Here is a 24,931-nt window from a genome sequence, read left to right on the forward strand (position 1 = left end):
TAGGAGTTAGCCGATGAGATTGACTTGAAATGTGGCGAGGCTTTCGGCAGGCTCGACCCAGCTGCGCCCATCGGCGCCGACTCCCAGGGAAGGACCCGCATGAGCGCCCCGAAGACCGAGGACACGCCCGGCCCCCGACCGCAGGGTTCGGCACGTCGCCGGCTCCCCCGTGACACCCTCAGCCGCCGGGTCATCCTGGACGCGGCCGAGCGGGTCGCCGCCCGCGACGGACTGGACGCCTTCACGTTCCAGTCCCTCGCCAAGGAGGTGAACGCCCACCCCACCTCGCTCTACCGGCACTTCCGCGACAAGGACCAACTGGTCCTGGAGTTGATCGACGACCTGCGGGCCCGCTCCTACGGCGGCCGGCTGGAGGCGACCGATTCCTGGCGCGAGGACCTGCGAACCCTGGCCCGCTACATCCACGAACACCTGCTGCGCTACCCGCAGTTCGCCGTACAGATGGCCGCGCGCACCACGCGCAGGCCCACCGAGTTCGCCAACGTCGAGTTCGCCTTGGACGCGCTGCTGCGCGCCGGCCTCGACGAGGAGGACGCGGCCATGTACCTGCGGGTGTTCGGGAACGTGGTTCGCTCGCTGGCCAGTATGGAGGCGGGCATGCTCGTCCTGGACCCGGAGACCCGCGACGGCGACACACTGGCCTGGCAGTTGGAATACCGCAGGCTGCCGGCCGAACAGTACCCGCGCATCGCCGCGATGAGCGGGCAGCTCAAGGACATCGGCGACCCGCAGGTCTTCGACACCGCGGTGGACCTGTTCCTCGATGCGATCGAGGCCCGTGCCGAGCAGGCTCGGAAGGGGAAGTCCGCGCCCGAGGGAGCGTGAGCCGACCCGGCCGGCATGCGCCTGGTAGGCCGGCGTGCGGTCGAGGCGAATGCGGCAGGCGCAGGATCGGTACGGACGCGGTCAGCGTGCGGTCGCGGCGACGGCCGGTGCCCGGATCAGCCCGGCCACCAGCATCGCGCGCTCCGGAAGCGAGCCCAGGTCCACCCACTCGTGCCGGGCGTGCGCGCCGGCACCCGCCGGGCCGAGCCCGTCCAGGGTGGGAATGCCCAGCCCGGCGGTGAAGTTGCCGTCGGAGGCACCGCCGACCCGGGCCTCCTCGATCGCGGCCAGCCCAAGCTCGCGGGCCAACCTTTGTGCGGCCAGCAGGAGTTGCGCCGACATGGCGCGTTCCAACGGGGGCCGGTTGATGCCCCCGGCCAGTTCGACGCCGGCTCCCGGCAGCTTGGCGCACAGGACGCCCAGCGCCTCCTCGACCCGCTCCAACTCCCTCCGTTCCCAGGCCCGTACGTCCACCTCGACATAGGCGCACTCGGGCACGGTGTTGGTCGTGGTCCCGGCCCGACCGACGGTGGGGGTGACCGTGGTGCCGCGGCCGCTGTCGCCGAGCCCGTCGATCGCCAACACCTGGTGCGCCAGCTCCACCAGGGCGTTGACGCCGAGTTCCGGCTCCAGCCCGGCATGGGCCGCGCGTCCGCGCACACCCAGCCGATACAGCGCCACGCCCTTGCGGGCGGTCTTGAGGGCCCCGTCCCGACCGGGCTCCAGCACCAGCACCGCCCGGCAGCCGGCCGCCGCCTCCTCGACCAACGCGCGCGAGGTGGGTGAGCCCTGCTCCTCGTCGCCGGTGACCAGCATCCGCACGTCGTCCGGGCCGCCCGCCAGTTCCAGCGCGTCCAGAGCCGTCACCAGGCCCGCCTTCATGTCGAACACCCCCGGCCCGGTCGCCCGTCCGTCCACCGCGGTGAACGGCCGCTCGGCGAGCGTGCCCAGCGGCCAGACGGTGTCGGCATGGCCGAGCATCAGCACCGGAGCCCTGGCCGGGTCGCTCACCCGCTCGTGCACGTACAGATGCGACACCCCGCCCCTGACCACACGTTCGGCCCTGCCCAGCAGGCCGTTCGACCACGCGGCCAGCAACTCGTACAGCGGGTCCAACCCCGGCACGTGGCCGGACGGTGTCTCCAGCTCGACCAGTTGCCGCAGCCGGCGCAGCGAGCGGGCGGTGTCGACGTCGGGGGAAGTGTTCAACGGGATGCTCCCGGTTCGGTGTTCCGACAGAACGAGATCAGGGCGTGCGCCACGTCGTGCGGTGCCTCCTCGCACAGGTAGTGGTCGGCGCCGACGGGTGCCGCTTCGACGTGGCGCGCATAGGACTTCCAGATGCGCGGCACGTCGAAGCCGCGCCCCACGTAGCTGTGCGTGCCCCACAGCGCGAGCAGCGGCGGCTCGACCATCCGGCCCCGCTCGCGGTCGTGTCGGTCGTGCACCAGGTCGATGCCGGCCGCGGCCCGGTAGTCGGCGCACGAGGCGCGCACCGTGGCCGGGTCGAAGCAGCGCTCGTACTCGGCCTTCGCCGCCTCGTCGACGGGCACCCCGCCGGCGTGGCGACCGGCGAAGCGGCTGCGCAGCCAGGTCGGGGTGTCCGCCAGGATCAGCCGCTCGGGCAGGTCGGACTCCAGCGCGAGGAAGAACCAGTGGAAGTAGGTGGAGGCCATCGCCCGGTCCACATTCTCGAACATGTGCAGCGTCGGCACGATGTCCAGGACCGCCACGGACCGCACCCGCTCGGGAGAGTCCAGCGCCATCCGGTGCGCGACGCGCGCACCCCGATCGTGTCCGACGACCGCGAAGCGGGAAAAGCCCAACGACTGCATCAGCGCGACCTGGTCGGCCGCCATGACCCGCTTGCTGTAGGGCTCGTGGGAGGCGGTGTCGGCGGGCTTGTCGCTGTCGCCGTAGCCGCGCAGGTCCGCCAGGACGACGGTGTGGCCCGCCGCGACCAGTTCCGGGGCGACCCGGTGCCACATGGCCGAGGTCTGCGGGTAGCCGTGGAGCAGCAGGACCGGAGGACCCTGGCCCGCGACGAGCGCGTTGATCCGCACGCCGTCGCGAAACGACGCGACGCGCCGCAGGCCGGGCAGGCCGTGTAGGTGGTGTGGGAGGCGCAGGCCGGGCAGGTGGTGGTTTCGATCGTGCGGGTTCATGCGACCGTTCCGGTTCGGCGCAGCTCCGCGATGAAGGCGTCGCACACCTGGTCCGTCGACAGCGCGCCGCCCAGGTCGGGGGTGACCGAGCCGGCGGCGACCACCCGGTCCATCGCCCGGACGAGTTCTCCGGCCGCCTCCCGCTCGCCGAGGTGTTCCAACATCAGGGCGGCGGACCAGATCTGGCCGATCGGGTCGGCCGATCCGGTGCCGACGATGTCCGGCGCGGAGCCGTGGATCGGCTCGAACATCGACGGCCCGCGCCCGGTGGGGTCGATGTTGCCGCACGGGGCGACGCCGATGCTTCCGGCCAGGGCGGCGGTCAGGTCGCTGAGGATGTCGCCGAAGAGGTTGGAGGCCACGATCACGTCGAACCGCGTGGGGTCCAGGACGAGCAGCGCGGCCAGGGCGTCGACGTGGTAGTGCGTGAGTTCGACGTCGGGGAAGTCGGCGGCGACCTCGGCCACCACCTCGTCCCAGAACGGCATGGTGTGCACGATGCCGTTGGACTTGGTGGCCGAGGCCACCCGGCCCGAGCGGGTGCGGGCCAGCCCGAAGGCGTAGCGGGCGATGCGCTCGACGCCCAGTCGCGTGAACACGGCCTCCTGCACCGCCAGTTCGTGCGGCCGGCCGCGGTACAACCGGCCGCCGATCTCGCCGTACTCGCCCTCGGTGTTCTCCCGCACCACCACCAGGTCGAACGGTCGCTCGTCGCGCAGCGGCCCGCGGACCCCGGGCAGCGTACGCACCGGGCGCAGCGAGACGAACTGGTCGAACTCGCGCCTGATGGGGATCAGCAGTCCCCACAGGGACACGTGATCGGGAACCTCCGGCGTGCCGACCGCGCCGAGCAGGATCGCGTCGGCCTCACGCAGTCGTTCGATGCCGTCCTGCGGCATCATCGCGCCGGTCTCGGCGTGGAACGCGCACCCCCAGGGGTGCTCCGTCCACGACAGTTCGAACCCGTGGGTCGCGGACAGTACGTCCAGGACCCGCCGAGCGGCCGGCACGGTCTCCCGACCGATGCCGTCGCCGGGAATCGCCGCGATCCGATATGTGCGCACCTGTAGTTCCCCTCGCCAGTTAGCAACACATCTAGCCTAGGAGATAGCCACAGTGAATTGCTAGAGGCGATCGCATGTCACCGCGCCTCGCCCTGCGCTCCCACTCGGCCGGCGCCGCGCCGGAGACGGCGCGTCGTCGCTTCCCGTGTCGTCCACCGATGGGCGCAACCGCGCGCGCCGTCGGCAGGCTCCCGGGTAAGGATGGCAACGATGCAGGGCTGCGCTGCCGGCACGCGGTGCGCACGGGTCGCCGGGAGATGTGAGCACATGACGATCGATCGACGCGCGTTTCTGACCGCTTTGGGTGTCGGCGGTGCCATGGCGGTGACGGGTGCGGCAGCCGCGGGGACGACGCGGGGCGCGGGGCCGGTGTTCGGCGGGCGGCCGGTGCCGGGCGACCCGGGGCGGCGGGTGTCCGTGGCGGTGGTCGAGCCGCCGGACTGGTCGGCGTTGAAGGCGCGGCTCGACGGGCGGCTGCTGCTGCCGCAGGACCAGGGGTACGGCGTGGCCCGGCTCGGATACAACGAGCTGTACGACGACCAACTGCCGGCCGCGGTGGCCCGGTGCACCTCCGCGGCGGATGTGCAGAGTTGCCTGGACGCGGCCCGTGGACACGGCGTGCCGATCACCGCGCGCAGCGGCGGGCACAGCTACCTCGGGTACAGCGTGCCCGACGGCGGGCTGGTGATGGATCTGCGGCCGATGGCGCAGGTCCGGGTGCAGCCCGACGGGACGGTGCAGGTCGGCGCGGGGGCCCGACTGATCGAGGTCTACGCCGCGCTGGCGCAGGCCGGGCGCCTGATGCCGGCCGGTTCCTGCCCGACGGTGGGGGTCGGCGGGCTGGCCCTGGGCGGCGGGATCGGGGTGTTGACCCGCAAGTACGGACTGACCTGCGATCGGCTGGTCTCGGCGGAGGTGGTCACCGCCGACGCGCGGGTGCTCACCGCCTCCGAGTGCTCCGAGCCGGACCTGTACTGGGCACTGCGCGGCGGGGGCGGCGGCAACTTCGGCGTGGTCACCCGGTTCACCTTCAGCACCGAGCCGGCGCCCGCACTCACCGTCTTCTCGCTGCGCTTCCCGGCCGCCGCGACCGCCTCGGTGATCGGGGCCTGGCAGCAGTGGATCGCGGACGCGCCGCCGGAACTGTGGTCGAACTGCGTGGTCTCCGGCGGCACGCCGCCGACCTGTCGGGTGGGCGGGTGCCATGTCGGCACCGCCGACGGGCTGAACCCGCTCCTGGACCGGCTGATCGCCGCCGCCTCGACGCAGCCGACCTCGCGCAGCGTGCAGGCCAAGAGCTATCTGGACGCGATGAAGTACATGGCCGGCTGCGCGAACGACACCATCGCGCAGTGCCACCCGACGTTCGAGGGCGGGCGGTTGCCGCGCTCGTCCTTCGTCGCCGTCTCCCGGGTGCTGCCCGCCCCGCTGGACGCGCAGCGGATGGTGCAGCTGATGGCCGGGCGTACCGGGATGGACCTGCTGCTGGACTCGATGGGCGGCGCGGTCGCGCGGCTCGCCCCCGACGCGACGGCCTTTCCGCATCGCTCGGCGCTGGCCACGGCGCAGATCTACGCGAGCACCACACCCGCCGGCCAGGCCGAGGCCACGGCCGCGGTGGACGCCGTCCGGGACGGACTCGAAGCGCTGGGCGCGACGGGCGCCTACGTCAACTACATCGACGCGAACCTGCCGGACTGGGGTACCGCCTACTACGGCGGGAACCTGACCCGCCTGAAGGCGGTCTCGCAACAGTACGACCCGGACGAGGTGTTCTCGTTCCCCCAGTCGGTGGCGCGGGCCTGAGCCCGTCCCACCACCTCGGCAGGATCGTTCGGCGCCCGGGTCCGGCGGCCGGGCCGCCGGACCCGGGCGGCAACGCGGTTGCAGGATCCGCGCACCGAGACCGTCGGCCTTCGGGGTCCGGCACCGGATCGATCCTCAAGCCCCGGGGTCCGGTTGCACCGGTTCGGTCAAGTGGGCGCGAACGGCCTCCAGTTGGGCGGCGAAGGCCAGGCCCAGGAACAGCGCGATCGAGGTCAGGTAGGCCCACAGGATCAACGACACGAACGCGCTGAGGGGTCCGTAGACCGAGTCGAAGGAGCCGCTGAGCCGGACGTAGAGGCCGAGCAGCCAGGTCAGCAGCACCCACAGCACCAGGTAGACGGCCGCCCCGAACGCCAGCCAGGTGAAGCCGGGTTGGCTGCGGCGCGGGGACCACCGAAACACCGCGGACGCCGAGATCAGCGCGAGCGCGACACCCACCGGCCAGCACAGGACGCCCGACACCGTGCGCTGCGTATCGCTCCAGCCGTATACGTCGGCGGCTGCCCCGACCATGTCGCGGCCGGCCACGGTCAACACCACGCCGAGCCCGATCGGCACACCCACCACCAGCGTCATCACCGCGGCGCGGCCGTACTTGCGCGCGAACGGGCGATCACGCTCGACGCCGTATATGCGGTTCGCGCCCCGCTCGATCTGGCTCATCGCGGTCGCGACGTTGACCAGCGAGAACAGCAGTCCGAGGGAGAGTGCGACCGCGCTTCCTTCGCCCGCGTCGCGCAGGGTGTCCTGCACGACGGCCGAACTCGGGCCCGTGGACAGCCGAGCGAGCGCGGCGGAGACGAACCGGCCGAATTTGTCGGTGTGCAGGACCCGGGAGAGTCCGACGACGGCGATCGCCAGCGGGACCACGGAGAGCACCGTTTGTAGGGCGAGCGCACGCGAGTGGGTGAACCCGTCCGCGTACCGGAAGCGGATGAACGCGTTCCTGACCAGCTTCCACCCGCCGTAGCGGCGCAGCGTCGCCCACGCCTCGTCCCCGGAGAGTTCCTCGCCCATCATGTCCCGCGTCTGCGGAACCTTCATCGCTGTGCCCATGGACGGCTTCTGCCCGGCCCTCGCGAATGCAGCGCTCGACGGCGGGTGGGTTTCCTTCCCGGCCCGATCGTGCCGCGTCGCCCGGGAGCCGGTTGCCACTCGGAGGCCCTGCGGCGTCGGGCGCCGGCCGACCCCCGGGGCGGCCCCGCGCGCACGCGTCGGAGGCAACTCGGGATCATGTATGCGAGTCGCGGTCGGTGGGGTCGGGGCGGGAGCGGATCGGGGACGTCGATGGCACACGTGGGTTCGGTTGTGCGGGTGACGGCGGCAGCAGTGGGAATGGCGTTGTTGACGGGGTGTTCGGCAGCCGTGGACCTGGCCGACGCGACCTCCGGGAACCTGTCGGGACTGGGCGACAAGGCGCTGCACGAGCGGATGCGCAAGGCGGTGAACGGTGTTCGCTATGTCCGCATCTCCGACGTTCGGGCGGCAACCACGAGCACCCGCACCGAAGTGCATCTGGACATGCGGACCGGCGACTTCACCACCAGCGGCAAGGCGGCGAGCCACACCATCGAGATGATCAGCGTCGGCGGGGAACTCTACGTCAAGGCTTCGCGCGCCTACTGGCAGCGGCGCCTGGGGGCCGACCGGGCAGACCTGGTGGCCGCGTTGGAGGGCAAGTACGGGCATGCCGCGGCCGACGATCCGGTGCGGTCGAAAATGGCGGCCACGGCCAAGGCGGTCGACCCGCGCACCGTCGTGGACAAGTTGGCGAAGGCCGATCGACGCGAGGAGACCTTCGTCGACGGGCGTCGTATGGTCGTGCTCGTAGAGACCGAGGCGGGCGAAGCCGCCCGGATGTACGTCCCGGCCGACGGCCCGGCACTGCCCTACCAGGCGATCTCGACCGGCTCCGGATCGGACGACGGGGCCGTCACGGTGACCTGGTCGGAATACGACCGTCCCGTCGACATCAAGGCACCTGCCCGCGACCTCGTCGTCGAACTCCCCAACCTCGGCAAGGCGCCCGGCCCCGCACTGTGACCGGCGGGTGCGACGGAGTCTCGCACCGCGCTCACCCCGGAGGCCCGTCGTCGGGCGGCGGATGCGGGCCGCCGGGGCGTACGTGCGCCCGGATGCCCTGGAGACCGAACAGGATGAGCAGCTCGACCGCGCCGCCGTCGGCGCTGCCCAGCCAATGCGGCAAGGACGTGTCGAACTCCGCTGCCTCACCCGCCGAGAGCGTCAGGTCGCGCTCGCCGAGGACCAGTCGTAGGCGACCGTTGAGCACGTACAACCACTCGAAACCCTCGTGCGTCTGCAGGGTCGGTTCGAGCGGTTTCGGCCGAGCCGGGATGAGCATCTTGAACGCCTGCGTCCCGCCCGGCCGCCGCGACAGCGGGACGAAGACCATCCCGAACCGCCGGATCGGCTGCAGGTGGATCCGCGGATCGCCGGTGCGCGGGGCGCCGACGAGCTCGTCCAACGGCACGTCGTAGGTCCGGGCCAGCGGCAGCAACAATTCCAGGGTCGCCCGGCGCTGTCCGCCCTCCAGCCGGGACAGGGTGCTCTCCGACACCCCGGTCGTCGCCGCGAGGTCGGCGAGCGTGATGCCGCGTTCGCGACGCAGCGCACGCAGCCGCGGCCCCACCGCGTCGAGCACGTCTTCCGTTTCGAGATCCACGGATCCATCTTGCCAGAACCGCAAGTTCTCGTGCCGTATCCGGTGCGCCTGGCAAGACTGAGCGTGTTCCGACGGAAGGAGACCCGATGAACACCCCTGATGCGGTCGCGTTCTGGGACGGCGTCTACGCGGACCGACCTACCGACCGCGACCCGCGGCCGAACGGCCGGCTCGCCGAGACGGTCGCGGACCTGCCGCCCGGCGACGTGCTGGACCTGGGCTGCGGCAACGGCGGCGACGCCCTGTGGCTCGCCCGCCGGGGATGGCACGTCACCGCCGTCGACATCTCGGCCGTGGCCGTCGACCGGCTCGCCGACCTCGCCCGCTCACTCGACCTGGACGACCGGATCGTCGCCGAACGGCACGACCTGCACGAGTCCTTCCCATCGGGCCGGTTCGACCTGATCTGCGCCCACTACCTGCACACCCCCTTCGGCCTGGACCGGGCCATGGTCCTGCGGGTGGCCGCGTACGCGCTGCGCCTGGGCGGGCGGCTGCTGGTCGTCGACCACGGCTCGACCGCGCCGTGGTCGTGGAACCGGGATCCGGACGCGCGCTACCCGACCCCGCAGGAGGTCGCCGCGGACATCGACCTGGATCCGGCGGCCTGGATGGTGGAACGGGCCGACTCACCCCGTCGGATCGCGACCGGACCGGACGGGCGTACCGCCGAGGTCACCGACCACGTCCTGCTCATCCGCCGCACCGGCTGACCCGGCCGCTCCCCCGCTCGAAGACCACGACGCCCACCGCGCACACCGATCGACGGCACGACCGGGCGCCGACTCCCCCACCTTCGCCAGGACAGGACCCCATGATTCCCGCACCACGGCCGTCGTCGCGCCGCCGCCCGCGATTCGGGCGGACGGTGGCGACGATCGCGCTCGCCCTCCTGCTGACGAGCGGCGCCGCCGCCTGCAGCACGTCGCCCGACGACGTTCCCTCCTATGCCACGGCCACCCGGGACGATCCGAAGTTCAAGAACACCTTCCGGCACGAGTTCGCCGACGTCGACGGCGTGCGGATGCACTATGTGACCGGCGGAAGCGGCCCGCCCGTGGTGTTGATCCACGGCTGGCCGCAGACCTGGTTCGGCTGGTGGCCGATCATGCCGGCCCTCGCCGAGCACCACACCGTCTACGCGGTCGACCTCCCCGGGCTGGGCGACAGCACCGGCACGCCGACCGGCTACGACAAGGCCACCCTGGCGCGGTACGTGCACAACCTGATCGCCGTTCGACTCGGGCTGCGCGACGCCCGTGTCGTCGGGCACGACTTCGGCGCCGCGGTGGCGTTCCAGTACGCCGGTCAGTTCCCCGCCGACACCGCCCGGCTGGGCTACCTCGACCTGCCGCTGCCCGGGCCCGCGATCGATGCGCGCACCTACCGCTCACTGAGCTGGCACATCGCCTTCCACTCCCAACGCCGGGTCCCCGAGGCGGTGGTCGGCGACGACGTCCGCGCGTACCTGGCCCTGTTCTACCCCCAAGTCTCTTTCGGGGGAACGGCGTTCGGCGGCACCTCGGAGCGATCCCCGTTCACCGACGCCGAGATCGACGAGTACGCACGGACCTACGGCCGGCCCGAGGCGCTGTCGGGCGGCTTCGAGCTCTACCGCGCCCTGGACAAGGACGTCCGCGACACCACGGCGGTGGCACCGACAGGTGTCCCGACCCTGCTCATGACCGCCCAGGGGCAGCTCGACCCGATCCGGGCCACCCTGGCCTCACGCATGACCAACATCGTGCGCGCGGTGGATGTGCCGAACGCGGGGCACTGGCTCGTCGAGGAGAACCCCCGTTTCGTCACCGAGGAGTTGCTGCGCTTCCTGGACGGATGACCCGCGCGAGCCCGGCGCGGGGTGCCGGGCGGCACCCCGCGCCGGCGCGGTCCCGTCGCATCGGGCGGCCCGAACCGGGCCGTGTCCGGCGAGATCGTCGGCAGTCGGCTTGCTGCGGCAGAATTGGGCCGTGCCAACCACCGAATCGGACAGGATCGAACTGAGCGCGGACGAACTCCGTGGGATCGCGGGCTACGCCGCCGATTGTGCGCGCAGGGTGTTGTCGATCTTCGAACGAAGTCTTCCCGCCGACCCTCGCCCTCGCGACGCCATCGATGCGGCAGACGCCTTCGCCGGGGGTGGCCGGCGCACGGGCGCCCTGCGGCAGAGTGCGTGGGCGGCGTACAAGGCGGCGCAGGAAGCCGCTTCACCCGCCGCGGCCGACGCGGCACGAGCGGCAAGCCATGCGGCCGCCGCCGCGTTCCTGCATCCCCGGGCGAGCGCCCATCAGGTGAAGCACATCCTCGGCGCGGCAGCGCATGCGGCGCGCGCGGAGGAACTGGCATCCGAAGAGGGCGGGCACGTCACCGCGGGGACCCTGGAATGGGCGCGGCAGCACGCGCCGGCGGCGGTCACCGCGGTGCTCGCCCGACTGCCCGCCGCCCCTTCCGGAGGCGGGCGCGTGGGCGAGTTCACCCGCGATCTCGACGCCGCCCTGCGCGCCTGAGAACAGCGATCCCGAAGGCCCACCGAGATGACGCGTCGACGCTCCCGGTGGGCACGGGCGTGGGGGGTGCGGGTCAGCGGTAGCCGGTGGTGTCGGCGGGTTTGCCGGCGTCCTGGACTTCGACCATGTAGCGCCAGGCGTCCGGACGGCTGCCGTCGAGGTCGGTGAAGCCGTATTCGTGGGCGAGTTCGCCGCTGGAGAGGGATCGGCCGTTCCACCGGGCCCGTTCGGGGTCCGAGGCCAGGGCGGCGACCGCGCGTCCGATGTAGGCCGGGGTCTCGGAGATGGCGAAGTGGGGTTGCTTGCCGAGTGCGTCGCGCCAGGTCTCCTCGGTGACGCCGAAGGCGTCCAGCATGATCTCCGAGCGCATCCAGCCCGGCGTCAGCGACAGTGCGGTCGCGCCGTATTCGGCGAGTTCCTTCGACTGCGCGAACGCGAGGCGGTTCACCGACGTCTTGGCCAGGTCGTAGAAGAGCGAGATGCGGTAGTTCTCGGCGTTGTACTGGGCGGTGCCGTCGGTGATCTCGACGACGAGGGCGCCCGGTTCGCGGATCATCAGGGGTAGGGCGTGGTGGCTGGTGATGATGTGGGTGTCGATCGCCAGCCGCAGGATGTGCAGCCCGTCGTCGAGCGAGTGCTCCCACAGCTTCTCGTTCCAGCCGAAGAGCAGTTCGCCGCCCCAGATGTTGTTCACCAGCACGTCCAGGCGGCCCTGTTCGCGGTCGATGCGGGCCACCAGTGCGGCGACCTGCTGCGGTTCCAGGTGGTCCACCCGTACGGCGATTCCGTGTCCGCCCGCGGCGGTGACGCGTTCGGCGGTCTCCTCGATCGTCTCGTCGCGGTCGATCTCCGAGCGTTCGGATCGGGTGCTGCGGCCGGTCACGTACACGGTGGCTCCCGCCGCGCCCAGCTGAGTGGCGATCCCCCGCCCGGCACCGCGCGTCGCGCCCGCAACCAGTGCCACCTTGCCGGTCAGTGTGTTGGTCATGCGAACGATCATGCCGACAATCCCTGACGAGGTGTGTCAGGGATTATGCGTCGATCCCGACTTCCACGGGTACCGGCGTCCTTTCGGCCACGGGAGCGCCGTGCGTGACCGAAAGTCAGGCATCGCCGACTCCATGTAACGCAGATCACGTCGATGTTCACCCTTCGAGGCCACGAGACGACTCATCGTCATGCAATGATGTGCCATGTGAGATGTGAAATGTCACACCTCATCAAAAGCATCCGACTCCGGGTGCCACGACATCGGAGGCCTCCCATGAAGTTCATGACGACCGCGGCAGCGATAGGCATAGCCGGCCTGAGCGTCATCGCCACCGCGCCGGTCGCCGGCGCCGACCCCGCCCCGACCACCGTGACCTGCGGCGCCTCCGGGCTCCAGTCCGGTCTGTCGACCAAGGTCTGCGCCGAGATCACCGGTGACACCGTCCGCCTCTTCGGTCAGGTCGGCCTTGCCGGCCCTCCGTCCCCCGGCAGTCCGCCGCAGCAGCCGCAGCCGCTGACCCTGCGCCTGTCCGGCAACGTGGCCGGCGTCTCGCTCGGCGCGGTGAATCAGGACGCGCTCTTCCACTACACGACGATCAAGGTCACCGGCGTGGGCGGCACCGTGCCGTGCGGTTCGACGGTGCACGGCAGCTTCAGCGTGGATTCCTACCAGTGGCCGGCGCGGCCGGTGACCATCGATCTCGCGATCCCCTGCTGACACCGGCTGATCCGACCGCAGGCGGCGGCACGTCCGTGCCCCGTCAGCCGGACGTAGCCGGACGCGCAGCGCCACCCGGGTGCACCCCACGGCGTCGATCGGGTCCGGTCGACCTCGCCCGGCCGGGCGGTCGCCGACGCCGGCGGCGCAGCGGGTGACCGCGCATCACAGGGACCTCGGACTCCGCGAACGCATCGCGGAGTCCGAGGTCCCGGCGTTTCGGGGCGTGCGGTCGGGCTGCCGTGGAACGGCCGAGAAACCGGTCGGCGCCGGCCGCACGGCCGGCACCTCTTCACGTGACCGCCGCGGGCGGCCGACGCTGCCGCCCTCAGGTGTCGAAGTCGACGGTCAGCGTGTCGGAACCGGGGTACGTCTGGCAGGTCAGGACGTAGCCGGCCTCGGTTTCCGCCGGATCGAGGGCGTAGTTGCGGCGCATGTCGGCCGTGCCGTCGCGGACGAGGGCCCGGCAGGTGCCGCACACGCCGCCCTTGCACGCGAACGGCATGTCCGGGCGCAGCCGGCCGGCGCCGTCCAGGATGCTGGTGTCGCGGGGCAGGTCGGCGACCGTGGAGCGGCCGTCCAGCACGATGGTCACCCTGCTCACCGGTCCGTCCGCCTTCGCGTCCTCGCGGTGGACGGCCGGGGGCGGTGTGTCGTCGGCGAAGAACAGTTCCTGGTGGACGCGTTCGTCGGGCACCCCGAGGGTGGCCAGGGCGCGCCGGGCGTCGCGGATCATGCCGTGGGGGCCGCACAACCACCAGTGGTCGGCGCGGTCGACGTCGACCAGGCCGTCGATCAGGGCCAGGAGGCGGTCGTGGTCGAGGCGGCCGGAGAACAGGTCCGCCTCGCGGGGTTCCCGGGACAGCACGTGGGCGAGTTCGAAGCGTGCCGGGTGCAGGTCCTTCAGGTCGGCCAGGTCGTCGGCGAACATCACCGTGTCGGTGCGGCGGTTGCCGTACAGGAGGGTGACGCGCGAGCCGTCGTGAGCGGCGAGCACCGATTCGGCGATCGACACCATCGGGGTGATGCCGGAGCCCGCAGCGATCAACACGTGGTGCGCGGGGGTGGACACGTCGGCCGTGAAGGTGCCGGTCGGTGCCATCACCTCGACGCTGTCGCCGGGTCGCACGTCGTGCACGAGCCAGGAGGAGAACAGTCCGCCGGGTACGACGCGTACGCCGATGCGCGGTCGGGTGCCGGCGGCGGAGCAGATGGAGTAGGAGCGGCGTTCGTCCGCGCCGTCGATCTCGCGGCGCAGCGTGAGCGACTGGCCGGGGACGAAGGCGAAGGTGTCGGCCAGGTCCTCGGGCACGTCGAAGGCGACCGCGGCGGCGTCCTCGCACAGCCGCTCTACCGTTGCCACGCGCAGGCGGTGGAAGCGCGGGCGCCGGCGGGCGGGCGACGGCGCGGTGCCGGAGATCGTGGTCGTCGGCTCCTGCATCAGATCTCCTTCATGTGCTCGAACGGCTCGCGGCAGGCGAGGCAGCGGCGCAGTGCCCGGCAGGCGGTGGCGGCGAACCGGGAGGTTTCCTCGGTGTCCGTCGAACCGCAGTGCGGGCAGGGCACGCGGCGGCGGGTCGGCAGCAGGTCCAGTGGGACGGGGCCCGCGACGGGGCGCGGTGCGCTGCCGGGCGGGGCGATGCCGTAGCGGGCGAGTTTGCGGCGCCCGGCGGCCGTGATGCGGTCGGTGCTCCACGGCGGGTCCAGGACGGTGCGGATCTCGACGCGGGCGAATCCGGCCGCGTGCAGGCGGGCGGCGACCTCGGCGCGCATCTCGGCCATGGCCGGGCAGCCGGAGTAGGTGGGGGTGAGGCCGGCGACGACGGTTCCGTCCGCGGTGATGTCGACGTCGCGCAGCACGCCGAGATCGGCCAGGGTCAGGGCGGGCAGTTCGGGGTCGGGGACCTGTTCGGCGATGTGTCGGGCGCGGCGGACGTCCGACGCGACGCCTGCGGTCACCATGTCGCTCCCGGGTGGGCCCGGGCCAGGCCCTGCAACTCGGCCAGGAGCGGGGCCAGATGCTCGGTGTGCTCGCCGTTCCTGCCGTGGCCGGGCAACGGCGCGGCGGGGGGCGGGACGGCCAGGCCGGCGACGTCCAGCACCTGGGTCAGGACCGTCCCGACCTCCTCGCGTGCGTCGTACGCCTCGTACAACTCGGGCAGCCAGGGGGCGACTTCGTGGAGTGCGGTGTGCATACGGCGGTGCGACTCCTCGGTGCCGTCGCCCAGCCGCACCGTCCACTCGGCGGCGTACTGGCGGTGGTAGGTCAGCTCCTTGACGCCCTTGGCGGCGATGGCCGCGAGCACCGGGTCGGGGGATGCCACCAGCCGGGTGAGGTGCGCGAGTCGCCAGGTGGACAGGAGCAGCAGCCGGGCGATGGTGAACGCGAAGTCACCGTTGGGGAGTTCGGCCAGGCGTACGTTGCGGAAGTCGGCCGGGTCGCGCAGGTAGGCGTAGGCGTCCTCGTCGCGACCGCTGCCGTCGGCGCGGCCGCAGCGTGCGTAGAGCAGGCGTGCCTGGCCGAGCAGGTCGAGGGCGATGTTGGCCAGGGCCAGCTCCTCTTCCAACTCGGGGGCGCGGGTGGTCCATTCGGCCAGGCGCTGAGCGCCGATCAGGGCGTCGTCGGCCAGCGCCAGGCAGCACGCGGCGAGTTCGACGGCGTCCACGTGTGCGGGCAGCGTGGTGTCCACGCCGTGCAGGGGATCCTCGAAGCCGGTGCCGAAGGCCCAGCGGGCGTCGCCGCCGTCCCCGTCGGCCAGGGACGGGTGGAGGTGGTCGTCGGGCATGACCTGCTCCTCAGATGTGGGGGACGTCGTCGGGGATGTCGTAGAAGGTGGGGTGGCGGTAGACCTTGTCGGCGCTGGGGGCGAAGAAGGGGTCCTTCTCGTCCCGGCTCGAGGCGGTGATGTGCCGCGAGCGCACCACCCAGATGCTCACGCCCTCGTTGCGGCGGGTGTACAGGTCCCGGGCGTGGGTCAGGGCCATGCGGTCGTCGGCGGCGTGCAGGGAGCCGACGTGGACGTGGTTGAGGCCGCGCTTGCCGCGCACGAACACCTCGTAGAGGGGCCAGTCGACCCGGGTGGGGGTGTCGTTCATGCCGCTGCTCCTGTCGGGGTGGGTGTCGGGGTGGTGTGCTTGGCCGCGTGGGCGCTCGCTGCCTCGCGGACCCAGGCGCCGTCCTCGTGGGCGGCCTTGCGTCGTCGGATGCGCGCGCTGTTGCAGGGCCCGTCGCCGCGGATCACGCGTTGCAGTTCGGCCCAGTCGGGGGTGCCGAAGTCGTGGTGTCCGCGGTCGGGGTTCCAGATCAGCTGCGGGTCGGGCAGGGTCACGCCGAGGGCGCGTGCCTGAGGCACCGTCATGTCGACGAAGCGTTGGCGCAGTTCGTCGTTGGTGTGGCGCTTGATCTTCCAGGCCATCGACTGTGCGGAGTTGGGCGAGTCGTCGTCGGGCGGGCCGAACATCATCAGGGAGGGCCACCACCAGCGGTCGACCGCGTCCTGGACCATGGCGCGCTGGGCTTCGGTGCCGCGCATCATCGTGGCGAGTTGCTCGTATCCCTGGCGTTGGTGGAAGGACTCCTCCTTGCACACGCGGACCATGGCACGGGCGTAGGGCCCGTAGGAACTGCGGCACAGCGGGACCTGGTTGCAGATGGCGGCGCCGTCGACGAACCAGCCGATGACGCCGACGTCGGCGTAGCTCAGGGTGGGGTAGTTGAAGATCGAGGAGTACTTCTGGCGGCCGTCGATCAGGCGCGCGGTCAGGTCGGCGCGGTCGGCGCCGAGGGTTTCCGCCGCGGAGTACAGGTAGAGGCCGTGGCCGGCTTCGTCCTGGACCTTGGCGAGCAGGATGGCCTTGCGGCGCAGGGAGGGGGCGCGGGTGATCCATTCGCCTTCGGGCTGCATGCCGATGATCTCGGAGTGCGCGTGTTGGGCGATCTGGCGGATCAGGGTCCGGCGGTAGCCGTCGGGCATCCAGTCGCGGGGTTCGATGCGCTGGTCCCTGGCGAGGGTGGCCTCGAAGTGTCGGGCGAGGTCCGGGGGTACGTCGGGCGCGGGTGACGGGGTGGTGGGTGGTGTGGCCATCGAAAGATTCCCTACCGACCGTTCGTTCGGTCCATGGTGTGGCGAAACCGGAGCCCGCGCGGGGCTTCGGGGTGGGTCAGTGTCCCTGGAAGGTGGGCCGGTCGCCCGCCAGGAAGGCCCGTACCGCCGCGCGGTGGTCCTCGGTGCGGCCCAGTCGCTCCTGGGCCGCCGCCTCCCGTTCGAGCACGTCGGCCGTGTCCGCGAGTCGCAGCAGCGCCTTGACCTCGGCGTAGGCGGCGGTCGGTCCGGCGGCCAGGCGTCGGGCCAGGGCCAGCCCCTCGTCGGTCGCGGCACCGTCGGGCACGACGCGGTGCACGAGGCCGCAGCGGCGGGCGGCCTCGGCATCGATCCGTTCGTCGAGAAGCATCAGGGCCGCCGCCCGTGCGGGCCCCACCGCGCGGGCCAGTGCGCCGCTGACGCCGGTGTCGGCGGCCAGGCCGATCCCGGTGAAGGCGGTGGCGAAGCGGGCGCTCTCGGCCGCGACCCGCAGGTCCGCGCACAGCGCCAGGCCCAGTCCGGCGCCGACGCAGGCGCCCTCGACGGCGACGACCACCGGTTGGGGCAGCGCGTGCAGCGCGCTCACCAGCGGGTTGTACTGCGCACGCACGATGGCGAAGGCGGATGCGGGGTCGTGCTCCAGGGCGCGGGCGTGTTCCTTGAGGTCCTGGCCGACGCAGAAGTGCCGGCCCCGGGCGGCGAGCAGGACCGCGCGAACCCTGGTCCCGTCGTCGCGCACCCGACGCACGGCGGCGAGCAGTTCGCGGCGCAGCGGCGCGTCGAGGGCGTTCCCGGCGGCGGGGCGGCGCAGTTCGAGCACGGCGACGTCGCCGTCGAGGGTGTATCCGACACGGGCGTCGTCCGGGGCGGTCTCGGTCACGGCCATGCGTAGAACCCCTGTCCGGTCTTGCGGCCCAACTCGCCGCAGGCGACCTTCTCGCGCAGCAGTCGGGGCGGTGCGAAGCGCTCGCCGAGGGTGGCGTGCAGGTGTTCGGCGATGGCCAGCCGCACGTCGAGGCCGACCAGGTCGGTCAGGCGCAGCGGGCCCATCGGGTGCCGGTAGCCCAGTCGCATGGCGTCGTCGATGGCCTCGGGGGCGGCGACGCCGTCCTCGACCATGCGGATCGCCTCCAGGCCCAGGGCCAGGCCCAGCCGGCTGCTGGCGAATCCGGGCGAGTCGTTGACGACGACGTCCTGTTTGCCCAGGGCGTGGGTCCAGTCCAGGGCGCGGGCGAGCACGTCGGCGGTGGTGTCGGGGGCGCGGACGAGTTCGACGAGTGCGGAGGCGGGGACCGGGTTGAAGAAGTGCATGCCCAGGAAGCGGCCGGGCCGGGTCAGGGCCGCGGCGAGGTCGGTGACGGACAGCGAACTGGTGTTGGTGGCCAGCACGGTGCCCGCGTCGACGACGCGTTCGGCGGCGGCGAGCAGGCGGGCCTTGAGGGCGGCGTCCTCCGGGACGGCCTCCACGATCAGGTCGGCGTGCGCGGGCAGGTGTTCGACCGCGTCGACCGTGGTCACCCGGGCGAGCACGTGCGCGGGGGGTTCGGTGCGGGTGCCGCGTGCGGCGGCGCGTTCCAGGCCGACGGCGATGCGTCCGCGGGCCGCGGCGGCGGTGTCGGGGCTGCTCTCGACGATGGTGACCGAGGAGCCGGCGGCTGCGAACGTCTGCGCGATGCCGGCGCCCATGCGGCCGCCGCCGATCACGCCGACCACGGCGGGCGGGGCCGGTGGGATGGGGCTCATGTGCGGCTCCTTGCGTCCAGGAAGCGGGTCATCCGGTCCTTCTTGTCCTGGCTCTCGAAGAGCACGGCCTGGGCCAGGTCGTCGGCGATCGGATGGGCGCCGGGCGCGTCGACGACGAGTTTGGTCAGCCGCAGGGCGAGGGCCGAGGAGCGCGCCATGCGGTCCAGCAGGGCGTGCGCGCGGTCGAGGAGTTCGTCGGCGGGGACGACGTCGATGACCAGTCCCGCGGCCAATGCCGCGCGGGCGTCGAGGCGGTGGCCGGCGAGCAGGATCTGCTTGGCGACGGATTCGCCGACCAGTGCGGGCAGGAGCCGGCAGGCGCCGGCGGCGGCGAGGATGCCCAGGCCGGGTTCGGGGTTGCCGAAGACCGCGTCGGGGCCGGCGATGCGCAGGTCGCAGGCGTAAGCCAGTTCGGCGCCGCCGCCCAGGGCCCAGCCGTCGACGGCTGCGACGGTGGGCATGGGCAGTCGGCGTACCCGTTCGAACAGGCGGCTGTTGATGCCCTGCAGGGCCTGGTCGCGACCGCGGTCGCGCAGTTCGGCGATGTCGGCGCCGGCCGCGAAGACTCCGCCGTGGCCGGTGAGCAGGAGCAGTCTGGGGTCGCGCTCCAACAGGTCGCACACGGCGTGCAGTTCGCCGATCATGCGGGCGTCGATGGCGTTGTGCTCGCGCGGGCGGTGCAGGGTGACGACGACGCGGTCCGCGCGCTCCTCGATCCGCAACGTGTGGTACTCGTGGGCCGGTTCGGGCCTGGCCCGGGTGCCGCTCATGTGCGCTCCACGAGCATCGCGACACCCTGGCCGACGCCGACACACAGGGTGGCCAGGCCGCGCCGGGCGTGCTCGCGTTCCAGGCGTCCGAGCAGGGTCAGCACGATGCGGGCGCCGGAGCAGCCGAGCGGGTGGCCCAGCGCGATGGCGCCGCCGTCGGCGTTGACGACGTCCTCGTCCAGGCCCAGGCGCCCGATGACGGCCAGGGCCTGGGCGGCGAACGCCTCGTTGAGTTCGACCGCCGCCAGGTCGGCGATCCCCCATCCGGCGCGGGCGAGCACCTTTTCGGTGGCGGGCACCGGGCCCAGGCCCATCAGGTGCGGTTCCACCCCCGCGGAGGCGGAGGCGACGATCCGCGCCCGCGGGGTGAGGCCGTGCCGTCGCACGGCCGCCTCGCCGGCCAGGACCAGGGCTGCGGCACCGTCGGACAGGGGTGAGGCGGAGCCTGCGGTGACGATGCCGTCCGGGCGGAAGAGGGTGCGCAGGCCGGCGAGTTTGTCGAGCGTGGTCGCCGGGCGGGGGCCCTCGTCCCGGGTGACCGCGTCCGCTCCGACGGGCACGGGCACGATCTCGCGGTCGAAGTGGCCCTGTTCCCGGGCGGCGACCGCGCGTTGGTGACTGCGCAGGGCGAACGCGTCGGAGCGGGCGCGGGTGATCCCGTCCAGGGCGGCGACCTCCTCGGCGGTCTCGCCCATCGACAGGGTGATCCGGCCCGCGTCGGGGGGCGCGGCGCGATCGGCGGCGGTGAAACGGGGGTTGGTGAAGCGCCAGCCCAGGGAGGTGTCGTGCACGGCCCCGGGCTTGGCCCAGGGGGTCCCGGGCTTGTCCATCACCCACGGCGCGCGGGTCATCGACTCGACGCCGCCGGCGACCACGAGGTCGGCCTCGCCGGCGCGGATGCTCTGGGCCGCGCAGGCGAGGGCGGTCAGCCCCGAGGCGCACAGCCGGTTGACGGTGTAGCCGGGCACGATGTGCGGAAGGCCGGCCAGGAGCACGGCCATGCGGGCGACGTCGCGGTTGTCCTCGCCGGCCTGGTTGGCGGCGCCGAGGATCACCTCGTCGACGGCGTCCGCGGGGATGCCGGCACGGCGTACGGCCTCGCCGACCACGAGGGCGGCCAGGTCGTCGGGGCGGACCGTGGCCAGGGCGCCGCCGTAGCGGCCCTGCGGGGTGCGGGCGCCGTCGACGATGTAGACGGCCTCAGACACCGACCGGCTCCTTCGCGGCGGGGCGGCGGGATTGCAGGGTGGCGAAGCGGGCGGTGACGAACGCGGGGTCGGACAGGGTGGCGCTGGCGGCGGGGTTGGCGGCGCTGCCGTGGAAGTCGCTGAAGGCGGCGGACTGGTTGACGAACACGCCGCCGGTGAGGTTCTCCGACAGGTGCACGCCCGCGTCCAGGGCGGCCTCGCGGGCCGCGGCCAGCACGGTCTCGCTGGTGGAGTGCACGGCGGCGGTCAACGCGCCGTGCGCGCCGACGCACTCGCGCAGGATCGCCAGACCGTGCTCGGTGGAGTCGGTGCCGATGACGAAGGAGACCGGCCCGAACCATTCGCGGGTGTAGGTGTCCCGGTCGGTGTTCGCGTCGAGGCGGGCCACCAGGGGTGTGCGCACGATCGCCTTGGGGTGCTCGGGGTGCGCGATCTCGGTCGAGGCGTGCACGGTGTGGCCCAGGGTCGCGGCCGCTTCGAGGGTGTGCCGCACGCCCTCGTTGACGATCGCGCCGAGGGTGTGCACGGCGCGCGCGGGGTCGGCGAGCAGGCGGTCCAGTGCGGCGCCCAGGTCGGCGGCGAACTCGTCGGCGGTACGGGGGCCCTGGTCGGTCGCGAAGCCTTCGCGCGGGATGAGCAGGTTCTGCGGGGTGGTGCACATCTGGCCGCTGTACAGGGACAGCGAGAAGGCGAGATTGCCCAGCAACCCGCGATAGTCGTCGGTGGAGTCCAGGACGACGGTGTTGAGCCCGGCCTTCTCGGTGTACACCGCGGCCTGGCGGGCGTTGGCCTCGAGCCAGTCGCCGAAGGCGGTCGAGCCGGTGAAGTCGACGATGCGCACGTCGGGGTGCAGGGCCAGGGTGGCGGCGCTGCGGCCGTCCGGCGCCTCGGCGGCGAGCAGCACCACGTCCGGGGAGAAACCGGCCTCGGCCAGGACCTCGCGGGCGATGCGCACGGTGATCGCCAGGGGCAGCACGGCGCCCGGGTGGGGCTTGACCACGACCGGGTTGCCGGTGACCAGGCTGGCGAACAGGCCCGGGTAGCCGTTCCAGGTCGGGAAGGTGTTGCAGGCGATCAGCACGGCGACGCCGCGTCCGACGGGGGTGAACGTCTTGTCCAACTCCAGCGGTCCGCCCTTGCGTTGGGGCTTGCTCCAGCGGGCCGCGACGGGGTGGCGCTTTTGTTCGGCCCAGGCGTAGGCGACCGCCTCCAGGCCGCGGTCCTGGGCGTGCGGGCCGCCGGCCTGGAAGGCCATCACGAACGGCTGCCCGGTGGTGTGCTGTACGGCGTGCGCGATCTCGAAGGTCGCCGCGTTCAGGCGGGCCAGGATCTCGGCGGCGACGCCGGCGCGGGTGTCGGGGTCGGCGACGCGCCAGGGCCCGGCGGCGGCCTTCGCGGCGGCGACGGCCTGCTCCGGGTCGAGGCGCGGATAGGAGATGCCCAGCGCACGACCGTACGGGGAGGTCTCACCGGCGAGCACGCGGCCGTCGCCGGGGTGGTCGGGCAGCGCGAACGGGCGGCCGATCTGCTCCTGGAACGCCGCCTCGCCGAGGGCGGGGGCCTGCTCGCCGTAGACGGAGGTGCTCGGCGACTCGGGGTAGGGCGTCCAGTGGTCGCGGTGCGCGGTGGCGTGCACCGCCTGCTCCAGCAGCGTGCGATGGCGCGCGAAGAAGTCGGGGCGCTCGGAGTTCACGTCGGGCATGCGATCCACCTCATGACATGCAGCGGTGATGCGGGACTGTTCGGTCCGGCGGACGTTACCGAATGTTCGGTCGGTTAACAAGGCGGTGGATGTGCCCGAAAGGCCTCGCCGGCGGCGCCGGGTGCGCGAACTGCGGCGATCGTGACCTGCGGCTGCTGACACAATGACCCGGTGAGCAGTACACCCGTACACAGGAACACCGGCCGCGTGGGCCGCCCCGGCTACGATCGCGACTCGCTGCTGGAGGTGGCGGTGGCCGCGTTCAACGAGCGTGGCTACGACGGCACCGGCATGGAGGAGTTGGCCAAGCGCCTGGGCCTGAGCAAGTCCAGCATCTACCACCACGTCTCGGGCAAGGAGGAACTACTCGGCCTGGCCCTGGGACGCGCCCTGGACGCCCTGTTCGCGGTTCTGGACGAGATCCCCGAGCCCGACACCTCGGCCACCGCCCGGCTGGAACACGTGGTGCACCGCAGCGTCGAGGTCCTGGCCGCCGAACTTCCCTACGTCACCCTGCTGTTGCGTGTGCGCGGCAACAGCGCCGTGGAGCGGCGGGCGCTGGACAAGCGCCGCGAGTTCGACCGTCGCGTCGCCGAACTGGTCACCCGTGCCGCGGCCGAGGGCGGCGTGCGCGCCGACGTCGACCCGCACCTGACCAGCCGACTGCTGTTCGGCACCGTCAACTCCCTGGTCGAGTGGTACCGCCCGGACGGCGACCTGCCGGTGTCCGCCCTGGCCGGCGCCCTGACCACGGTCCTGTTCGACGGCCTGCGCGCCGCGCCCGGGAGGCGACCGTAGGCCGTGTCCGGCCACGCGGCGGGCCGCGACCCGCCGCCGGCACCGCCCCGGCCGGCGCGACATCGATCCGGGGTCGAGCCCGCGGGCGTGTTCACGCCTCCCAGACGGCGCCGCGGCCCGGCGCCTCCTCGAAGACCAGCCAGGTACGGGTGGAGCGCACGTTGGGAATGCTCTGGATCTGTTCCAGGACCACGTCGCGCAGCACGGTGTTGTCCGGGGTGCGCACCAGGGCCAGCACATCGTAGTCGCCGCCGACCAGCGCCAGGTGCTCGATGTAGGGGATCTCGCGCAGCCGTTCGCCGACCGCGCGCCAGGCGTTCTGCTGGATGGTGACGGTGACGTACGCGGTCGTGCCCAGGCCCACCCGCTGCGGGTTCAGGCGTGTGGTGAAGCCGGAGATCGTGCCGTCCTCGACCATGCGGCCGATGCGGGCGTAGGCGTTGGCGCGGGAGATGTGGATGCGCTCGGCGAGAGCGCGCACGGATATCCGTCCGTCCGCGACGAGTTCGGCGATGATCGCGCGATCGGTGGCATCCGGGGCGCCGGCCAAACGTCCCGGCTCGGGACCCGTCGATGCTTCATTCTCGGACATTCGGCTCCCATGAGTGTCTGGTGGCGACAATTTATCGCACGATTCCGGAAATCCTTGAACAGAACTTCGACCGGATGGAGCATTCACCTGTCAAACGTCCAACGAAAGCGAGCGTCTTCGATGTCTCCGATATCCGCGACGGCCCTGCGCCGGGCGATGCAGAGCTTCCTTCCCTCGCTCGCCCCGGTGCGCTTCGTCGCCGAGGACGGCACGGCCGCGCCGGAGCCCGCCGGATACCCCGCCCCGGACGACGCGCACCTGCGCGAGGCCTACCGGCGCATGGTGCTCGGGCGCCGGTTCGACACTCAGGCCACCGCGCTCACCAAGCAGGGCCGGCTCGCCGTGTACCCCTCCAGCCGCGGCCAGGAGGCCTGCCAGATCGCCGGTGTGCTCGCGCTGCGCGAGGACGACTGGCTGTTCCCGACCTACCGCGACTCGGTGGCCCTGGTCTCGCGCGGCGTGGACCCGGTCGAGGTGCTGACGCTGCTGCGCGGGGACTGGCACTGCGGCTACGACCCGGTGGCCACCCGGGTGGCGCCGCAGTGCACGCCGCTGGCCACCCAGGTGCTGCACGCCACCGGCATGGCCGAGGCGATGCGGCGCAGGGGCGAGGACCGGGTGGCGATGGCGTTCATCGGCGACGGCGGCACCAGCGAGGGGGACTTCCACGAGGCGCTCAACTTCGCGGCGGTCTTCCGCGCGCCGGTGGTGTTCTTCGTACAGAACAACAAGTACGCCATCTCGGTGCCGCTCGCCCGACAGAGCGCGGCACCCGCGCTGGCCTACAAGGGCGTCGGGTACGGCGTGCGCTCCGAACAGGTCGACGGCAACGACCTGGTGGCGGTGCTGGCGGTGCTGACCGCGGCGGTCGCCCACGCCCGCGCCGGGAAGGGCCCGTTCCTGGTGGAGGCGCACACCTACCGCATGGACGCGCACACCAACGCCGACGACGCGACGCGCTACCGCGACGCGGCCGAGGTGGAGACCTGGCGCGCGGCCGACCCGCTGGCCCGCCTGGAGGCGCACCTGCGCGGACGCGGCCTGCTCACGGACGAGGACGTCGCGGCCGACCGGGACGCCGCCGAGGCCTTCGCGGCCGACCTGCGCACCCGGATGAACATCGACCGCGAGGCCGACCCGCTCGAACTGTTCGACCACGTCTTCGCCGAACCGACCCCGCAACTGCGCGAGCAACGTGCCCTGCTCGCCGCCGAATCCGCTGCCCAGGAGGCCTGA

Annotated in this window: 26 protein-coding genes; 9 read left to right on the top strand and 17 right to left on the bottom strand. The window is 72.4% G+C overall.

Annotation, left to right across the window (positions count from 1 at the left end; translation table 11 throughout):
• Positions 1–99: 99 nt before the first annotated feature.
• On the top strand, positions 100–846 hold the full coding sequence (locus ACFZBU_RS11970) for a TetR/AcrR family transcriptional regulator (protein WP_391583378.1): 747 nt from the start codon (positions 100–102) through the stop codon (positions 844–846).
• An 81-nt stretch (positions 847–927) separates the two neighbouring features.
• On the opposite strand, the gene ACFZBU_RS11975 is transcribed toward ACFZBU_RS11970, so the two are convergent.
• The 3 genes from ACFZBU_RS11975 to ACFZBU_RS11985 are packed head-to-tail and all read right to left on the bottom strand — an operon-like array spanning position 928 to position 4,075.
• Entirely contained in the window at positions 928–2,055 is a 1,128-nt protein-coding gene (locus ACFZBU_RS11975; protein ID WP_391583379.1) for a M20 family metallopeptidase, read from the bottom strand.
• Complete coding sequence (locus ACFZBU_RS11980) at positions 2,052–3,011, bottom strand: alpha/beta fold hydrolase (protein WP_391583380.1); 960 nt, start codon at positions 3,009–3,011, stop codon at positions 2,052–2,054. The genes ACFZBU_RS11975 and ACFZBU_RS11980 overlap by 4 nt, the downstream gene beginning before the upstream one ends.
• The gene (locus ACFZBU_RS11985; protein ID WP_391583381.1) at positions 3,008–4,075 is read right to left on the bottom strand and encodes a tartrate dehydrogenase; all 1,068 of its coding nucleotides are present in this window, start codon (positions 4,073–4,075) and stop codon (positions 3,008–3,010) included. Before ACFZBU_RS11985 ends, ACFZBU_RS11980 begins: the two co-directional genes overlap by 4 nt.
• Positions 4,076–4,342: 267 nt before the next feature.
• Here ACFZBU_RS11985 and ACFZBU_RS11990 point away from each other — a divergent pair, with 267 nt between their 5' ends.
• Complete coding sequence (locus ACFZBU_RS11990) at positions 4,343–5,881, top strand: FAD-binding oxidoreductase (RefSeq protein ID WP_391583382.1); 1,539 nt, start codon at positions 4,343–4,345, stop codon at positions 5,879–5,881.
• Between the two features lie 135 nt (positions 5,882–6,016).
• Here the strand turns inward: ACFZBU_RS11990 and ACFZBU_RS11995 are convergent, their stop codons facing one another.
• Positions 6,017–6,958, bottom strand: coding sequence for a YihY/virulence factor BrkB family protein (locus ACFZBU_RS11995; RefSeq protein ID WP_391583383.1), 942 nt, complete (start codon positions 6,956–6,958; stop codon positions 6,017–6,019).
• 279 nt (positions 6,959–7,237) lie between these two features.
• Between ACFZBU_RS11995 and ACFZBU_RS12000 the strand changes: the two genes are divergently transcribed.
• A complete protein-coding gene (locus tag ACFZBU_RS12000) occupies positions 7,238–7,945 on the top strand; it encodes a hypothetical protein (protein WP_391583384.1) in 708 nt (235 codons plus the stop codon).
• 31 nt (positions 7,946–7,976) lie between these two features.
• Here ACFZBU_RS12000 and ACFZBU_RS12005 read toward each other — a convergent pair whose 3' ends face one another.
• Complete coding sequence (locus ACFZBU_RS12005; RefSeq protein WP_391583385.1) at positions 7,977–8,585, bottom strand: helix-turn-helix domain-containing protein; 609 nt, start codon at positions 8,583–8,585, stop codon at positions 7,977–7,979.
• An 86-nt stretch (positions 8,586–8,671) separates the two neighbouring features.
• On the opposite strand from ACFZBU_RS12005, the gene ACFZBU_RS12010 reads away from it, so the two are divergent.
• From ACFZBU_RS12010 to ACFZBU_RS12020, 3 genes are all read left to right on the top strand, one after another.
• Positions 8,672–9,298, top strand: coding sequence for a class I SAM-dependent methyltransferase (locus tag ACFZBU_RS12010; RefSeq protein WP_391583386.1), 627 nt, complete (start codon positions 8,672–8,674; stop codon positions 9,296–9,298).
• A 101-nt stretch (positions 9,299–9,399) separates the two neighbouring features.
• Positions 9,400–10,425 (top strand): alpha/beta fold hydrolase, encoded by a 1,026-nt coding sequence (locus ACFZBU_RS12015; RefSeq protein ID WP_391583387.1) that lies wholly within the window; start codon positions 9,400–9,402, stop codon positions 10,423–10,425.
• A gap of 130 nt (positions 10,426–10,555) precedes the next feature.
• Positions 10,556–11,092, top strand: coding sequence for a putative immunity protein (locus tag ACFZBU_RS12020; protein WP_391583388.1), 537 nt, complete (start codon positions 10,556–10,558; stop codon positions 11,090–11,092).
• 73 nt (positions 11,093–11,165) lie between these two features.
• Here the strand turns inward: ACFZBU_RS12020 and ACFZBU_RS12025 are convergent, their stop codons facing one another.
• Complete coding sequence (locus ACFZBU_RS12025; protein ID WP_391583389.1) at positions 11,166–12,080, bottom strand: SDR family oxidoreductase; 915 nt, start codon at positions 12,078–12,080, stop codon at positions 11,166–11,168.
• Between the two features lie 276 nt (positions 12,081–12,356).
• On the opposite strand from ACFZBU_RS12025, the gene ACFZBU_RS12030 reads away from it, so the two are divergent.
• The gene (locus ACFZBU_RS12030; RefSeq protein ID WP_391583390.1) at positions 12,357–12,800 is read left to right on the top strand and encodes a hypothetical protein; all 444 of its coding nucleotides are present in this window, start codon (positions 12,357–12,359) and stop codon (positions 12,798–12,800) included.
• A gap of 328 nt (positions 12,801–13,128) precedes the next feature.
• Here ACFZBU_RS12030 and paaE read toward each other — a convergent pair whose 3' ends face one another.
• From paaE to paaN, 10 genes are all read right to left on the bottom strand, one after another.
• Positions 13,129–14,241 carry a 1,2-phenylacetyl-CoA epoxidase subunit PaaE gene (paaE, locus tag ACFZBU_RS12035; protein ID WP_391583391.1) on the bottom strand — a complete coding sequence of 371 codons (1,113 nt, stop codon included), beginning with the start codon at positions 14,239–14,241 and terminating at the stop codon, positions 13,129–13,131.
• Complete coding sequence (gene paaD / locus ACFZBU_RS12040; RefSeq protein WP_391583392.1) at positions 14,241–14,762, bottom strand: 1,2-phenylacetyl-CoA epoxidase subunit PaaD; 522 nt, start codon at positions 14,760–14,762, stop codon at positions 14,241–14,243. The genes paaE and paaD overlap by 1 nt, the downstream gene beginning before the upstream one ends.
• Positions 14,756–15,586 (bottom strand): 1,2-phenylacetyl-CoA epoxidase subunit PaaC, encoded by an 831-nt coding sequence (gene paaC, locus ACFZBU_RS12045; protein WP_391583393.1) that lies wholly within the window; start codon positions 15,584–15,586, stop codon positions 14,756–14,758. The genes paaD and paaC overlap by 7 nt, the downstream gene beginning before the upstream one ends.
• A 10-nt stretch (positions 15,587–15,596) precedes the next feature.
• Positions 15,597–15,896 (bottom strand): 1,2-phenylacetyl-CoA epoxidase subunit PaaB, encoded by a 300-nt coding sequence (gene paaB, locus ACFZBU_RS12050; RefSeq protein WP_391583394.1) that lies wholly within the window; start codon positions 15,894–15,896, stop codon positions 15,597–15,599.
• Positions 15,893–16,885 carry a 1,2-phenylacetyl-CoA epoxidase subunit PaaA gene (paaA, locus tag ACFZBU_RS12055; RefSeq protein WP_391583395.1) on the bottom strand — a complete coding sequence of 331 codons (993 nt, stop codon included), beginning with the start codon at positions 16,883–16,885 and terminating at the stop codon, positions 15,893–15,895. Before paaA ends, paaB begins: the two co-directional genes overlap by 4 nt.
• 76 nt (positions 16,886–16,961) lie before the next feature.
• Entirely contained in the window at positions 16,962–17,768 is an 807-nt protein-coding gene (locus tag ACFZBU_RS12060) for an enoyl-CoA hydratase/isomerase family protein (RefSeq protein ID WP_391583396.1), read from the bottom strand.
• Complete coding sequence (locus ACFZBU_RS12065; RefSeq protein WP_391583397.1) at positions 17,759–18,625, bottom strand: 3-hydroxyacyl-CoA dehydrogenase family protein; 867 nt, start codon at positions 18,623–18,625, stop codon at positions 17,759–17,761. The genes ACFZBU_RS12060 and ACFZBU_RS12065 overlap by 10 nt, the downstream gene beginning before the upstream one ends.
• Entirely contained in the window at positions 18,622–19,395 is a 774-nt protein-coding gene (locus ACFZBU_RS12070) for an enoyl-CoA hydratase/isomerase family protein (protein WP_391583398.1), read from the bottom strand. Before ACFZBU_RS12070 ends, ACFZBU_RS12065 begins: the two co-directional genes overlap by 4 nt.
• Positions 19,392–20,603 carry a thiolase family protein gene (locus ACFZBU_RS12075; RefSeq protein ID WP_391583399.1) on the bottom strand — a complete coding sequence of 404 codons (1,212 nt, stop codon included), beginning with the start codon at positions 20,601–20,603 and terminating at the stop codon, positions 19,392–19,394. The genes ACFZBU_RS12070 and ACFZBU_RS12075 overlap by 4 nt, the downstream gene beginning before the upstream one ends.
• The gene (gene paaN / locus ACFZBU_RS12080) at positions 20,596–22,305 is read right to left on the bottom strand and encodes a phenylacetic acid degradation protein PaaN (RefSeq protein ID WP_391583400.1); all 1,710 of its coding nucleotides are present in this window, start codon (positions 22,303–22,305) and stop codon (positions 20,596–20,598) included. The genes ACFZBU_RS12075 and paaN overlap by 8 nt, the downstream gene beginning before the upstream one ends.
• Positions 22,306–22,476: 171 nt before the next feature.
• On the opposite strand from paaN, the gene ACFZBU_RS12085 reads away from it, so the two are divergent.
• On the top strand, positions 22,477–23,103 hold the full coding sequence (locus tag ACFZBU_RS12085; protein ID WP_391583401.1) for a TetR/AcrR family transcriptional regulator: 627 nt from the start codon (positions 22,477–22,479) through the stop codon (positions 23,101–23,103).
• Between the two features lie 91 nt (positions 23,104–23,194).
• On the opposite strand, the gene ACFZBU_RS12090 is transcribed toward ACFZBU_RS12085, so the two are convergent.
• On the bottom strand, positions 23,195–23,695 hold the full coding sequence (locus ACFZBU_RS12090) for an Lrp/AsnC family transcriptional regulator (protein WP_391583402.1): 501 nt from the start codon (positions 23,693–23,695) through the stop codon (positions 23,195–23,197).
• A 120-nt stretch (positions 23,696–23,815) separates the two neighbouring features.
• Here ACFZBU_RS12090 and pdhA point away from each other — a divergent pair, with 120 nt between their 5' ends.
• Positions 23,816–24,931, top strand: a complete 1,116-nt coding sequence (gene pdhA, locus ACFZBU_RS12095; RefSeq protein ID WP_391583403.1) for a pyruvate dehydrogenase (acetyl-transferring) E1 component subunit alpha — start codon at positions 23,816–23,818, stop codon at positions 24,929–24,931.

This window comes from Embleya sp. NPDC008237 (assembly GCF_042956465.1).
Classification (GTDB): Bacteria; Actinomycetota; Actinomycetes; order Streptomycetales; family Streptomycetaceae; genus Embleya.

What these genes read in the sequence shown, in the direction of transcription:
- ACFZBU_RS11970 (WP_391583378.1), top strand. Translation starts at nt 100, where the DNA reads ATGAGCGCCCCGAAGACCGAGGACACGCCCGGCCCCCGACCGCAGGGT.
- paaD (WP_391583392.1), bottom strand. Translation starts at nt 14,762, where the DNA reads ATGGTGACCGCAGGCGTCGCGTCGGACGTCCGCCGCGCCCGACACATC.
- paaB (WP_391583394.1), bottom strand. Translation starts at nt 15,896, where the DNA reads ATGAACGACACCCCCACCCGGGTCGACTGGCCCCTCTACGAGGTGTTC.
- ACFZBU_RS11995 (WP_391583383.1), bottom strand. Translation starts at nt 6,958, where the DNA reads ATGGGCACAGCGATGAAGGTTCCGCAGACGCGGGACATGATGGGCGAG.
- ACFZBU_RS12090 (WP_391583402.1), bottom strand. Translation starts at nt 23,695, where the DNA reads ATGTCCGAGAATGAAGCATCGACGGGTCCCGAGCCGGGACGTTTGGCC.
- ACFZBU_RS12065 (WP_391583397.1), bottom strand. Translation starts at nt 18,625, where the DNA reads ATGAGCCCCATCCCACCGGCCCCGCCCGCCGTGGTCGGCGTGATCGGC.
- ACFZBU_RS12070 (WP_391583398.1), bottom strand. Translation starts at nt 19,395, where the DNA reads ATGAGCGGCACCCGGGCCAGGCCCGAACCGGCCCACGAGTACCACACG.
- pdhA (WP_391583403.1), top strand. Translation starts at nt 23,816, where the DNA reads ATGTCTCCGATATCCGCGACGGCCCTGCGCCGGGCGATGCAGAGCTTC.
- ACFZBU_RS12010 (WP_391583386.1), top strand. Translation starts at nt 8,672, where the DNA reads ATGAACACCCCTGATGCGGTCGCGTTCTGGGACGGCGTCTACGCGGAC.
- ACFZBU_RS12030 (WP_391583390.1), top strand. Translation starts at nt 12,357, where the DNA reads ATGAAGTTCATGACGACCGCGGCAGCGATAGGCATAGCCGGCCTGAGC.
- ACFZBU_RS11980 (WP_391583380.1), bottom strand. Translation starts at nt 3,011, where the DNA reads ATGAACCCGCACGATCGAAACCACCACCTGCCCGGCCTGCGCCTCCCA.
- ACFZBU_RS12060 (WP_391583396.1), bottom strand. Translation starts at nt 17,768, where the DNA reads ATGGCCGTGACCGAGACCGCCCCGGACGACGCCCGTGTCGGATACACC.
- paaN (WP_391583400.1), bottom strand. Translation starts at nt 22,305, where the DNA reads ATGCCCGACGTGAACTCCGAGCGCCCCGACTTCTTCGCGCGCCATCGC.
- paaE (WP_391583391.1), bottom strand. Translation starts at nt 14,241, where the DNA reads ATGCAGGAGCCGACGACCACGATCTCCGGCACCGCGCCGTCGCCCGCC.
- ACFZBU_RS12000 (WP_391583384.1), top strand. Translation starts at nt 7,238, where the DNA reads ATGGCGTTGTTGACGGGGTGTTCGGCAGCCGTGGACCTGGCCGACGCG.
- ACFZBU_RS12025 (WP_391583389.1), bottom strand. Translation starts at nt 12,080, where the DNA reads ATGACCAACACACTGACCGGCAAGGTGGCACTGGTTGCGGGCGCGACG.
- paaC (WP_391583393.1), bottom strand. Translation starts at nt 15,586, where the DNA reads ATGCCCGACGACCACCTCCACCCGTCCCTGGCCGACGGGGACGGCGGC.
- paaA (WP_391583395.1), bottom strand. Translation starts at nt 16,885, where the DNA reads ATGGCCACACCACCCACCACCCCGTCACCCGCGCCCGACGTACCCCCG.
- ACFZBU_RS12015 (WP_391583387.1), top strand. Translation starts at nt 9,400, where the DNA reads ATGATTCCCGCACCACGGCCGTCGTCGCGCCGCCGCCCGCGATTCGGG.
- ACFZBU_RS11990 (WP_391583382.1), top strand. Translation starts at nt 4,343, where the DNA reads ATGACGATCGATCGACGCGCGTTTCTGACCGCTTTGGGTGTCGGCGGT.